This window comes from Bradyrhizobium sp. CCGB20, from assembly GCF_024199855.1.
In the GTDB taxonomy this organism is placed as follows: Bacteria; Pseudomonadota; Alphaproteobacteria; order Rhizobiales; family Xanthobacteraceae; genus Bradyrhizobium.
Genome location: NZ_JANADN010000001.1, coordinates 757,386 through 769,380, shown reverse-complemented (window position 1 = coordinate 769,380; position 11,995 = coordinate 757,386). Strand labels below are relative to the sequence as shown.

General features: G+C 65.6%; 12 protein-coding genes. 5 read left to right on the top strand and 7 right to left on the bottom strand.

The genetic code is table 11. The features are described 5' to 3' along the window. The first annotated feature begins 117 nt into the window (after positions 1-117). Positions 118-1,158 (top strand): gentisate 1,2-dioxygenase, encoded by a 1,041-nt coding sequence (gtdA, locus tag NLM15_RS03590; protein WP_254115310.1) that lies wholly within the window; start codon positions 118-120, stop codon positions 1,156-1,158. A gap of 113 nt (positions 1,159-1,271) precedes the next feature. On the opposite strand, the gene NLM15_RS03585 is transcribed toward gtdA, so the two are convergent. From NLM15_RS03585 to NLM15_RS03570, 4 genes are all read right to left on the bottom strand, one after another. After that, positions 1,272-2,096: an ABC transporter permease gene (locus tag NLM15_RS03585; protein ID WP_254115309.1), complete on the bottom strand. Its 825-nt coding sequence runs from the start codon at positions 2,094-2,096 to the stop codon at positions 1,272-1,274. Next, on the bottom strand, positions 2,089-2,862 hold the full coding sequence (locus tag NLM15_RS03580) for an ABC transporter ATP-binding protein (RefSeq protein WP_254115308.1): 774 nt from the start codon (positions 2,860-2,862) through the stop codon (positions 2,089-2,091). Before NLM15_RS03580 ends, NLM15_RS03585 begins: the two co-directional genes overlap by 8 nt. A 286-nt stretch (positions 2,863-3,148) precedes the next feature. After that, positions 3,149-4,153 (bottom strand): ABC transporter substrate-binding protein, encoded by a 1,005-nt coding sequence (locus tag NLM15_RS03575; RefSeq protein WP_254115307.1) that lies wholly within the window; start codon positions 4,151-4,153, stop codon positions 3,149-3,151. A gap of 44 nt (positions 4,154-4,197) precedes the next feature. Further along, positions 4,198-5,565, bottom strand: coding sequence for an FAD-dependent oxidoreductase (locus NLM15_RS03570; protein ID WP_254115306.1), 1,368 nt, complete (start codon positions 5,563-5,565; stop codon positions 4,198-4,200). Positions 5,566-5,676: 111 nt separating this feature from the next. Here NLM15_RS03570 and NLM15_RS03565 point away from each other — a divergent pair, with 111 nt between their 5' ends. Together NLM15_RS03565 and NLM15_RS03560 are read left to right on the top strand one after the other, a co-directional pair. Then, complete coding sequence (locus NLM15_RS03565; protein WP_254115305.1) at positions 5,677-6,561, top strand: LysR family transcriptional regulator; 885 nt, start codon at positions 5,677-5,679, stop codon at positions 6,559-6,561. A gap of 161 nt (positions 6,562-6,722) precedes the next feature. Next, entirely contained in the window at positions 6,723-6,995 is a 273-nt protein-coding gene (locus NLM15_RS03560) for a hypothetical protein (RefSeq protein WP_254115304.1), read from the top strand. Between the two features lie 11 nt (positions 6,996-7,006). On the opposite strand, the gene NLM15_RS03555 is transcribed toward NLM15_RS03560, so the two are convergent. Next, positions 7,007-7,810, bottom strand: coding sequence for an enoyl-CoA hydratase-related protein (locus tag NLM15_RS03555; protein WP_254115303.1), 804 nt, complete (start codon positions 7,808-7,810; stop codon positions 7,007-7,009). Between the two features lie 152 nt (positions 7,811-7,962). Between NLM15_RS03555 and NLM15_RS03550 the strand changes: the two genes are divergently transcribed. Beyond that, positions 7,963-8,937, top strand: coding sequence for a ketopantoate reductase family protein (locus NLM15_RS03550; protein WP_254115302.1), 975 nt, complete (start codon positions 7,963-7,965; stop codon positions 8,935-8,937). A gap of 3 nt (positions 8,938-8,940) precedes the next feature. On the opposite strand, the gene NLM15_RS03545 is transcribed toward NLM15_RS03550, so the two are convergent. Continuing rightward, positions 8,941-9,618 (bottom strand): alpha/beta family hydrolase, encoded by a 678-nt coding sequence (locus NLM15_RS03545; protein ID WP_254115301.1) that lies wholly within the window; start codon positions 9,616-9,618, stop codon positions 8,941-8,943. A 126-nt stretch (positions 9,619-9,744) separates the two neighbouring features. Between NLM15_RS03545 and NLM15_RS03540 the strand changes: the two genes are divergently transcribed. Next, the gene (locus NLM15_RS03540; RefSeq protein ID WP_254124136.1) at positions 9,745-10,890 is read left to right on the top strand and encodes an acyl-CoA dehydrogenase family protein; all 1,146 of its coding nucleotides are present in this window, start codon (positions 9,745-9,747) and stop codon (positions 10,888-10,890) included. 8 nt (positions 10,891-10,898) lie between these two features. Here the strand turns inward: NLM15_RS03540 and NLM15_RS03535 are convergent, their stop codons facing one another. Beyond that, positions 10,899-11,879 (bottom strand): helix-turn-helix domain-containing protein, encoded by a 981-nt coding sequence (locus tag NLM15_RS03535; RefSeq protein WP_254115300.1) that lies wholly within the window; start codon positions 11,877-11,879, stop codon positions 10,899-10,901. Between the last annotated feature and the right edge of the window lie 116 nt (positions 11,880-11,995).

Below are 11,995 nucleotides of genomic sequence, written 5' to 3'. Positions count from 1 at the left end.
GGTTCCGGGTTCACGCGTCGCGTGCCCCGGAACGACAGCCTTGGCAATCATCGTCACGTTGACGCTACCTAGATCGTCAGTATACTGTCAATCAACAAAACGACGGGAGCAGCAACCATGGAAGCCGTGACCAAGACGCCGGAGCGCGAGGCGTTCTACCGGAAGATCGACGGCGAGAACCTCACCGCGCTGTGGACGGTGATGAGCGACCTGATCACGCCGGAGCCGAAGAGCGCCTGCCGCCCGCATCTGTGGAAGTTCGACGTCATCCGCGACTACATGACCGAGGCCGGCAAGCTGATCACCGCCAAGGAAGCCGAACGGCGGGTGCTGGTGCTGGAAAATCCGGGCCTGCGCGGCCAGTCGAAAATCACGACCTCGCTCTATGCCGGCGTGCAGATGGTGGTGCCCGGCGACGTCGCGCCCGCGCACCGGCACAGCCAGTCGGCGCTGCGCTTCGTGCTCGAAGGCAGGGGCGCCCACACCGCGGTCGACGGCGAGCGCACCACGATGGAGCGAGGGGACTTCATCATCACGCCGTCGATGACCTGGCATGATCATTCCAACGAGACCGATGAGCCGATGTTCTGGCTCGACGGCCTCGACATTCCGCTGGTGCAGTTCTTCGACTGCTCCTTCGCGGAAGGCTCGAAGGAAGACCAGCAGACGATCACGAAGCCCGCCGGCGACAGCTTTGCGCGCTACGGCCACAACCTGCTGCCGGTCGACGTCAAGCGAAGCTCGAAGACCTCGCCGATCTTCAGCTATCCCTATGCCCATACGCGCGAGGCGCTAGAGAAAGCTCGCGCGAGCCAGGAGTGGGACGCCTGTCACGGCTTGAAACTGAAATTCAGCAACCCCGAGACCGGCGATTTCGCGATGCCGACCATCGGCACCTTCATCCAGCTGCTGCCGAAGGGGTTCAAGACCGCGCGCTATCGCGCGACCGATGCGACGGTGTTTTGCCCAATCGAGGGCAAGGGCCGCAGCCGCATTGGCGATGCGGTTTTCGAATGGGGACCGCGCGATCTGTTCGTGGTGCCGAGCTGGCAGTGGGTCACGCACGAGGCTGACGACGACGCCGTGCTGTTCAGCTTCTCGGATCGCCCGGTGCAGCAGAAGCTGGATCTGTTCCGCGAGGATCGCGGGAACGCATGACGCTCTCGTAGGGTGGGTTAGCGAAGCGTAACCCACCAACTTCGTCACGCGCACGCGGAAGCATGGTGGGTTACGCCTTCGGCTAACCCACCCTACGACAGCGGTGGACGTCACTACCGCCAGTGCAACAGCCGCGTCTCCAGCCAGCCGATCACCTTCCCCACGGCCAGTCCGAACACCGACAGGATCACCACGCCGGCGAGCAGCTGATCCGTCTGCATCAGATTGCCCGCTTGCAGCACGAAGGCGCCGATGCCGTACTGGGCGCCGATCATCTCGGCGCTGACGACGAGCAGCAGCGCGACGGACGCCGTGATGCGGAAGCCGGCGAGGATTGCGGGCAGCGCGCCGGGCCAGATCACCTTGCGCACGATGGTCGCGAACGGAACGTTGAAGCTTTGCGCCATGCGGATGAGGTTGCGCGGCACCGCATCGACGCCGCTGTAGACGGAGATCGCGGTCGAGAAGAACACGCCGAGCGCGATGGTCGCGATCTTCGGCTCTTCGCCGATGCCGAGCCACAGAATGAGCAACGGCAGCAGTGCGATCTTCGGGATCGGGAACAGCGCCGAGATGAAGGTGATGCCGACGCTGCGCGCAAGCCGCGACAGGCCGATGGCAAAGCCGACGACAACGCCGGCCGCGGTCCCCAGCAGCCAGCCGACGCCGATGCGCAGCAGCGACGCCGACAGATGCTGCCACAATGCGCCCGAGATCGCGAGCTGGTAGATCGCGCGCGCGATCGCCGAGGGCGCCGGCAGGAACAGCGGATTGACGAGGCCGATGCTGCCCGCGGCCTGCCAGATCGCGATGACGAGCGCGAGCGCGATCCAGCCGCCGAAGCGGCTGGAGGCGGGCACGAAGCCGGCGCCGCGAAAGCGGACCCGCCGCGTCGCCTGGTCCTTTGAGGTCCCTTCAGTCGCCGCGCGATCAAGCATGCTGGACCTCGCGCTCGGCATCGATCGCCTCGTTGCGGATCAGCGACCAGATCTGGTTCTGGAGCGCGAGCAGCTTTTCGCGCGCCGAAGCTTCGCCACGCGCCGCCCGCGTCATCGGCACGGTGACCACCTCGCGGATGCGGCCCGGCCGCCGCGACAGCACCACGATGCGGTCGGCGAGCCGTGCTGCTTCCTCGAGATTATGGGTGACATAGACCGCGCCCATGCCGCCATCGGCGAGCAGGCGGACGAAATCCTCCATCAAGAGCTCGCGCGTCTGCGAATCCAGCGCCGATAGCGGCTCGTCCATCAGGAGAATGGCGGGCTTGACCGCGAGCGCGCGCGAAATGCCGACGCGCTGGCGCATGCCGCCGGACAGCTGCTTTGGATAGGTCGCGCGGAAATCGGTCAGGCCGGTGCGGCGCAGGGCATCGTCCACCAGTGCGCGGCGCTGGGTCGCGGAGAGTTGTGTGTGCAGCAGCGGGAATTCGACGTTCTCCTCGACCGTCGCCCAGGGCAGCAGCGCGAAATCCTGGAACACGAAGGTCAGCGGATTGAGGCTGTCCGCCGGCGGCGCCCCGCGCAGCTCGGGCGCACCCGAAGTCGGCTGCAACAGCCCGCCGAGGATCGACAGCAGCGTGCTCTTGCCGCAGCCGGAGGGACCGACGATCGCCACCACCTCGCCGGCACCGACCGTGAAGGAGACGTCGTCGAGCACCGCGAGATCGCCGAAGCGATGGCTGATGTGGTTGGCGATCAGGTCCATGCGGCACCCCCGCTTTCTTCACCCTCCCCTGGAGGGGGAGGGTCGGTTCGTATTGAGCGCAGCGAAATGCGAACCGGGGTGGGGTGACGGTCCATCCGCGACGGCACTGACATCGATTGCAGATAAAATTCCCCGCGGCGATTAACGCGAGCGACAGAGAGACCGCCGCCGTGGCTCACCCCACCCCGCTCGCTCCGGACGATGCTGCGCATCGCCGGTGCGATCGACCCTCCCCCTCCAGGGGAGGGTGGCAGATCGCCCATCGCGAGAGTCTGCACCGTCAGCATCAATCCGCCTTCACATAGTCCTTGGCGATGATCGTGTTCACGTCAAAACCCTTGTCCGCGAATCCCTGCTCCTGGAGCCATTTGATCTGGTTGTCGACGTTCTTCACGTCGAGCTTGCCGTCGGGATCGATATAGGCGCAGTTGCCGACCACCTGCTCGACCGGCAAATTGGTGTATTTTGCGATGATCTCCAGCAGCGGCTTCGTCTTGTCGTTGATCGGCGCGACACCGTCCTTCATCGCGGCGAGGATGACGTCGTGATATTCGCGATCGGCCTTTGCCAATGCGCCGAGCAGCTTGGTCACCAGGACCTTGTTGGTCAGCGTCTTCGGCGAGGCGAACACCGCACCCAGCTGCCAGGGCGTCTCGTCGCCGACCCAGCCGAGAAACTTTGCGCCGCCCTCGTCCATCAGCTTTCGCGCGGTCGAGATCGGCAGCAGCGCCGCATCGACGGTCTCGCCCTTGAGCGCGGCGGCCGCATTCGACAGCGATTGCAGCGGCACGATCTTCACGTCCGCGAGCTTGAAGCCGTATTTGTCGGCGAGCAGGCCGAGCGAATAGTGAAAGCTCGATCCGACCTGCGTCATCGCCACGCGCTTGCCCGCGAGGTCCTTTGGCGTCTTCAGGCCGGCGGCATAGGCGTTGTTGCTGGCGAAATAGCCGATCAGGGGATAGCCCGCCTTCTCGCGGCTCATGCCGCCGATCACTTTCAGCGTGCCCTTGCCCGCAAGATTATAGAGACCGGCGGTGAAGGCGGTGACGCCGAAATCGACGTCGCCTGAGGTCGTCGCGACCGCGATCGGCTGCGCCGCATCGAAGAATTTCAGCTCGACGTCGAGGCCCGCGTCGCGGAAATAGCCCTTGTCCTGCGCGATGAAGACCGGTGCGGAGGACGACAGGCGAAGCACGCCGATCCTGGCCTTCAGCGCGTCTTCGGCCTGAACCGTACCCGTCGCCATGATCGCCAGAAGGCCCGCAAGCGCGAGCCGCGCAATTCCGATCATCCCATTTCCTCCGCCGTATTTCTCTTGGCCGTTCGTGCAGTCCGTTACAGGCCTTCGGGCACCACCTGGTCCCGCCCGATGAAGGCGCCCTGTTGTTTCAACGTTTCCTGCAATTTTTCAACCGGGATTTCGCGTGGAATCCGGTTACCCGACAGCGCCAGCGCGGCCGCGGAACCGGCCGCCTCGCCCATCACGAAACAGGCACCGGACACCCGCGCTGCCGACTGGCCCTCATGGGTCATCGAGGCGCAGCGGCCGGCGACCAGCAGATTGTCGACGCCTTCGGGCACCAGCATCCGGTAGGGCAGCTCGTTATAGCCGCGCGATTCCGGGATCGGCGGGAAGGTGAACACGACATCGCCGGGAACATGGGCCTCGATCGGCCAGCCATTGACGCCGATCGAGTCCTCGAACGAAGCGCAGCCGAGCACGTCCTCGCCGCTGAGCTGATAGCCGCCCCTGATGCGGCGGGTCTCGCGGATGCCGAGCTGCGGCGGCAGGTCGACGATGTAGGACTTTTCGAAGCCCGGCACGCTGCTGCGCAGGAACTCGTACGCGGCGAGCGCCTGCTTGCGGCCCTCGATCTCGCCGCGGGTGAGATCGTCGGGCTCGACGCCGTTGATGGCATGGCCATCCTCGCGCGCCACCTGCGTAAAGTTCACCCGCCATTCGATACCGGACTTTTGCGGCCGCACGATCGCGCTCTTGCGCGGGAATGTGTGGGAGCCGGCGGAGGTGGCCTTTTCCATCAATTGCGGGATGGTCCGCCAGGCATCGCCCGCCTTCTCCGGATCGATACCATTGAGGCGGAGCATCATCGACGGGTACATCGGATGGCCGTGCTCGTCGCCGATGTCGAACGGAGCCCCCGCCCACACGGCGAGATCGCCGTCGCCGGAACAATCGATGAAGATCTCGGAGCGCACCGCCTGCCGGCCGGCCTTGGTTTCCACCATCAGCGCGTCGATGCGGCTGTTATCGCCCATCACGACGCCGGCGCCGAGCGCATGGAAGAGGATGTGCACCTTGTGGCTTGCGAGCAGCTCGTCAGCCGCGATCTTGTAGGCCGCGGTGTCGTAGGCCTGCGCAAAAACCTTGCCGAGGATCAGATGCGGCGCGTTGAGGCCGTTCAGACGATCGATCCGCGCCAGCAGCTCGGACGCCATGCCCTGCACCAGGCGGTGCGCCTCGCCATAGACATTGCCATGCAGCCCGCAAAAGTTGGTGACGCCGGCGGCCGTGCCCATGCCGCCAAGGAAGCCGTAGCGCTCGATCAGCAGCGTTCGCCGTCCCGCGCGCGCCGCGGACGCCGCCGCAACGATACCGGCCGGCCCACCGCCGAGCACGACGACTTCATATTCGCCATAGAGCGGCACCCGGCGTGCCGGTTCTTCGATCGTTGTGGCCCGCATGGCGCGTCCGCTCCCAAAATCCTTTGCTTGAGGGCGACTATGAATTAACGCGCGGCGAGCTACAATCCACCAAGATACGCGATCAGCTTTCGCGAATCGAGAAAGGTCGACATGGACATCCTCGTGAACCTCCAGGCTTTCCTCGCCACCGCTGATGCCGCCGGTTTCTCCGCCGCCGCGCGAAAGCTCAGCGTCTCGACCTCGGTCGTCGCAAAACGCGTCACGCAACTGGAGGCGCGGATCGGCACGCCGCTGTTTCACCGCTCGACCCGGCAATTGCGGCTGACCGAAGCCGGCCAGCGCTACGTCCATCGCGCGCGCGGCGTCGTGAGCGATGCCACCGACCTGCTCTCGCGCATGGGGGAAAAGGGCCATGATCTGGTCGATCACTTGCGCATCAAGGCGCCGACCTCGCTGACCGTCGCACGGCTCGCCGATGCCTTCAGCGCGTTCCAGACCCAGAACCCGAGGCTCAAGCTCGAGATCGTGTTGATCGATCGTCCCGTCGACCCCGTCGCGGAAGGGTTCGACATCGCCATCGGCGCCTTCCCGCATTCCTTCGGCGGCGTGGTCGACGAGCCGCTGTGCCAGCTGAAGCGATTGCTCTGCGCCTCGCCGGCCTATTTGAAGAAGCACGGCACGCCAAAACATCCGCGCGACCTCGTCGAGCACCGCTGCCTCAGCTTTCTGCCGACCGGTCCCGAATGGATTTTTGACGGGCCACGCGGCCGCATCAGCATCCAGGTCAGTCCGCTGCTCTCCTCCAACGAGGGCCATGTGCTGGCCCGCAGCGCGATCGCCGGCAACGGCATCGCGCTGATGTCGCATTATCTCGTCGCGGATGCCCTGCGCGACGGCACGCTCAAGCCCGTGCTGCGCGACTTTCCGATTCCGGAATTGTGGGTGAAAGCCGCGATCCCCGAGCGGCGCCGCAACGCGGCCGCGGTGCAGGCGCTGCTGACGCTGCTGAAAACGTCACTGGCGCCGTCGCTATAGGCCGCATCAAAATGTGCCGTAGCCCGCATGAGCGAAGCGACATGCGGGACCTGTCGCGGCATTTCCCGGATGTCGCTTCGCTCATCCGGGCTACGCGCCGTCGCGCGCCTGTCACAACATCATGATTGCGCTCGTAGGGCGGACCTGAGAGAAGAGCCGCCATGGATTCGACGCTTTTGAAATACGCCCTGCCCGCCCTGATTGCTCTCGCGATCTTCGCCACTCCCGCTGCAGCCCTGGAGCAAAACTGCCGTTTCATCCAGGCCAAGCCCGATCGCGAGGCCTGCTACAAGCGGCAGGAAGAAGAACTCGCGACGAAGCGCAAGCCGGTACCGGCAACGAGCGAGAGCAAGACGCTCGAATCGCTGCACCAGATGCGGCAGGACGACGACGCCGTCTACCGCAGCATCAACAACATCTGCCGCGGTTGCTGAGGGGGAAGCGCTCAGCTCTTCACGCCGCCCCAATTCGCCGCGCGCTTCTCGGCGAACGAGGCCAACCCCTCCGCCGCCTCCGCGCTCTGACGCTTGAGCGAATGCAGCTGCACGAGCCGCTTGTAGGCGGCATCGTCCACGGCCATGCCGCCGAACGAGCTCTCCAGCGCGAGGCGCTTGGTCTCGGCCATCGCCTCCGGCCCGTTGGCAAGCAACTGCTCGACCACCTTGGCACCGGCCGCTTCGAGATCGGCGAGCGGCACGACCTCGTGGACGAGGCCGATGCGGCGGGCGTCCTCGGCGCCGAAGCGTTCACCCGTCAGCGCGTAGCGGCGGACTTGCCGTACACTAATGGCGTCGCACAGTTGCGGGATGATGATCGCTGCGGTCAGGCCCCAGCGCACTTCGGTGATCGAGAACAGGGCGTTGTCCGCCGCGATCACGACGTCGCAAGCCGCAATCACGCCGGTGCCGCCGCCAAAACAGCCGCCCTGCACCAGCGCGACGGTCGGGATCGGCAGCGTGTTGAGCCGCTGCACGGCTTCGAACGTCGCCCGCGACGCCGCCTCGTTCGCCTCGGCCGATTGCGGCCGCACGCCGTTGATCCATTTGAGGTCGGCGCCGGCCTGAAAGTGCTCGCCATTGCCCTTGAGCACGACGACGCGCAAGGCCGGCTTCCTGGCCAGATCGTCCATGGCCGCGAGCACGCCTGCGATCAGCGCGCCGTCATAGGCATTGTTCATCTCCGGCCGGTTCAACGTGACGGTCGCAACCCCATGCGCATCCAGGGTCCACAGGACGGGGCTGTCAGTCATCGGCGATCCTCCGGTCATTGTTTGCCGCGCACTATGGCCGAGGCAACGCGCCCCGATCCATATCTTTCCAGCGTGGGGCGGTCGCGCCCATCGCATGGCGGCTTGTGTCATGCTGCCATCGGGCGGCATCAGGGACCAGGGACGGGACACACATGCGCATCTGCATTTTCGGCGCGGGCGCCGTCGGCAGCCATCTAGCGGTACGGCTGGCGCGCGCCGGCCACGAGGTCAGTTGCGTGATGCGCGGCGCGCATCTGGAGGCGGTCCGCGCCAATGGCCTGAAGCTGCGCGTCGGCGATTCCGAGGTCACCGCCAAGGTCGCCGCCTCGGGCGATCCGGCCCAGCTTGGTCCGCAGGATGTGGTGATCTCCACCCTCAAGGCGACCGCACTGACGGGACTTGTTTCCAGCATCAAGCCGCTGTTGCAAGACGACACCGCGATTGTGTTCGCGCAGAACGGTATCCCCTGGTGGTACGGGATCGGCCTGCCACCGCGGCATCCGACGCCGCCGGACATTTCCTTCCTCGACCCGGGCGGGCGCTTGCGCGCCTGCATCCCGAAGGAGCGGATCGTCGGCGGCGTCGTCTTCTCCTCCAACGAGGTGATCGCGCCCGGCGTGGTGCAGAACCTGACGCCGGACCGCAACCGCCTCTTGATCGGCGAATGCGACGACCGCAATTGCGAGCGCATCACCAGGCTTCGCGGCGTCCTCAACGATGCGCGACTGGAATCGCCGCCGGTGGCGGAGATCCGCGAGGCAATCTGGTCAAAGCTGCTGACCAACATGTCCCTGTCGGTGCTGTGCCTGCTCACCGGCCAGACCGCGCGCGGCGTGCGCGACGACCCCGCCTTCGCCGAGGTCATTCCGCGCATGCTGAACGAGGCCAACGACATCGCGCAGCACTTCATTCCCGAGGTCAAGCGCGTCACGCGCAGCGGCCCCGCGCCCAACCACAAGCCGTCACTGCTGCAGGATTACGAGCTCGGCCGCGCGATGGAGATCGACGTGCTGGTGAAGGCGCCCGCCGCCTTCGCGCGCACCGCCGGCCTGTCGACGCCGACGCTCGACCTGATTGCCGCGCTCGCGATCCAGAAGGCCCGCGACAAGGGGCTCTACGCGGCCTGAGCCTTAGGCGAGTTGGTCGATCCAGGCCGCGAGCGCGTCGAGCACCTCGGTCAGCGCCTCGTCGTTGGTTCGGCCCGACTTCTTCAGCACCGCGAAGGAGTGATCGCCGCCTTCGACCTGATGCAGCGTCGCCTTCGCGCCGAGCCCCGCGATAACGGGCTTGAGATGGTCGAGATCGGCAAGTCCGTCGCGCGTTCCCTGCAGGAACAGCATGGGGATTGCGATACCGGCGAGGTGCTCGGCACGCTCGGACGACGGCTTCTTGTCGGCATGCAGGGGAAAGCCGAGGAAAGCGAGCCCTTTGACATCAGGCAACGGGGCCTTGGATTGCGCCTGCGACGTCATGCGCCCCCCGAAGGATTTTCCGCCCGCGACGAGCGTCACACCGGGGCACAGCTGCGCCGCTTCCGCAACCGCCGCACGGATGGCGGCATGCGCGACGGCCGGCTGGTCGGGACGCCCCTGTTTCTTTTCCATGTAAGGGAAATTGAAGCGGAACGTCGCGATGCCGCGGTCCGCAAGGGCCTCGGCGACCTTTCCCATGAAGGAATGCCGCATATCGGCGCCGGCGCCATGCGCCAGCACGTAGCAGGCGCGCGCATGGTCGGGCTGGGTCAGGATCGCCGAGACCGTGCCGATGTTCTCGATGTCGAGCTTGAGCTCTTGGGTTTTGGTTGCCAAAATCAGACATCCCGACAGATGCGCTTCCGGCCGCCTTGGTAGCGTTACCGGCGCAGCCTGAAAACACAATAATTGCCGCGACCGCCTGGCCTACCAAGCCGGAAAGCCGCATTGACCGAGGTGACCATGTCCTACCGCTCCTCCTGGATGACCGAAGAGCTCGAAATCTTCCGCGACCAGTTCCGGAAATATCTGGCCAAGGACCTGGCACCGCATGCCGAGAAATGGCGCGAGCAGAAGATGGTCGACCGTTTCGCCTGGCGCGGGCTCGGCGAGATGGGCGCGCTGCTGGCGAGCGTGCCGGAGGAATATGGCGGCCTGGGCGCGACCTTCGCCTATGAGGCCGCCGTGCTCGACGACCTCGAAAGCACGGTGCCGGAACTGACGACCGGCGTCTCCGTGCACAGTGCCATCGTCGCGCACTACATCCTCAATTACGGCTCGGAGGAGCAGAAGAAGCGCTGGCTGCCGAAGATGGCTTCCGGCGAGATGGTCGGCGCCATCGCCATGACCGAGCCCGGCACCGGCTCGGATCTGCAGGCCGTCAAGACCACCGCCAGGAAGCAGGGCAATTCCTACGTCATCAACGGCCAGAAGACGTTCATCACCAACGGCCAGGCCGCCGATCTCGTCATCGTGGTCGCGCGCACCGGCGACGCGGGTGCCAAGGGCATTTCGCTGATCGTGGTCGAGACCGCAGGCGCGGAGGGCTACAAGCGCGGGCGCAACCTCGACAAGATCGGCCTGCACGCCTCCGACACGTCGGAGCTGTTCTTCGACAACGTCACGGTGCCGCCGGAGAACCTGCTCGGCAAGGAGGAAGGCCAGGGTTTCGTGCAGCTGATGCAGCAATTGCCGCAGGAGCGTCTGTCGCTTGCGGTCGGCGCCGTCGCCTCGATGGAGCGCGCAGTCAAGCTCACCACCGAATACACCAAGGAGCGGAAGGCCTTCGGCAAGCCGCTGATGGATTTCCAGAACACCGCCTTCACGCTCGCCGAACGCAAGACCGAAGCGATGATCGCGCGCGTCTTCGTCGACTGGTGCATCGAGCAGCTGATCGCCGGGGATCTCGACACCGTCACGGCGTCGATGGCGAAGTACTGGTGCTCGGACAAGCAGGTCCAGACCGCCGACGAATGCCTCCAGCTGTTCGGCGGCTACGGCTACATGCAGGAATACCCGATCTCGCGCATCTTCATCGATTCCCGCATCCAGAAGATCTACGGCGGCACCAACGAGATCATGAAGCTGCTGATCGCCAGATCGCTGTAAGGGCCACGCTATCGCGCCCGCCAGTCGCGCGGGCGGCAGCCGAAACGCTGCTTGAAGCGCCGCGTGAAGTGGGAGAGGTCGGAGAAGCCCCAGTCGAAGGCGATTGAGCCGATCGCCTGGTCCACTTTCGCAGGATCGCTCAGGTCCCGCGCCGCGCCGTCCAATCTGCGGTCCATGACGTAGTCCGAGAATGTGGTGCCAGCGCGCTCGAACAGCTTGTGCACGTAACGCTCGCTGATGCCGATCGCGCGCGCGACATTCGCCACCGTCAACCCAGGCTCGCGCATCCGCTCATGCACGGCACGGCGGAGCGCGAGGGCGGTCGCATCGGCAAAGCCGGCGGCCTCCGCCGCCTGCGCGCGCGAGCGGCGAGACAGGCTCAGCGCGACGAGGTCCAGCAGCACTCCGAAAAGCCTGACAGCTTCATCTTCCGCCATCCGCAGCGCGCCGGCATTCAGTGATCGTGCGGTCTCAGCGATGAGATGTCCGACGAAGGGATCGTCGGACACGCGCTCAACCCTGAAGTCGAAGGAAGGCGGCAGCCGGTCGCGCAGCTCGCGCGAAGGCACCCAGAAGGAAACAACCTCCAGCGTCGGCCCACGATCATGCAGGAGCCTCACCTCACGGTCGCTGTCGCAGATGCCGACCTGCCCGCGCGACAGGCTGACGTCGCGACCGCCCTGCAGCACCCGACAGCGGCCGGCCAGCTTGAAGTTGAGATAGAAGCAGCTCTCGGTCGACGCCGCGATATCGGCGCGCGAGCGATGCACGGTGTGCTCGGGAAAGACCACTCGATTGATGGCGCCGGTGCCGATCTTGATGGCCTCGACCTTGGCCGGAAAGCGCGAGGTCGTCGCCGATTCCGGCGTCAGGTTCATGAAGGCCTGGCAGATCGCCTCGCGATAGTAGGAGAACTGCTCCTCCGGCCGCGTTACCCCGGTGTCCCAGACCAGATGCCGGGGCCGGCCTTCGGAATTGAGCTGCTCCATCAGTTCGCTCCGAGACCAATCCGGTTCAGCGTCAGACAAGCGGAAAATCCGCGGCCGGTTCACACTTCGCGCAACAAGAGTTGTCCGCCGCGCCTCGCGAGCGCCGCAAAGGACCC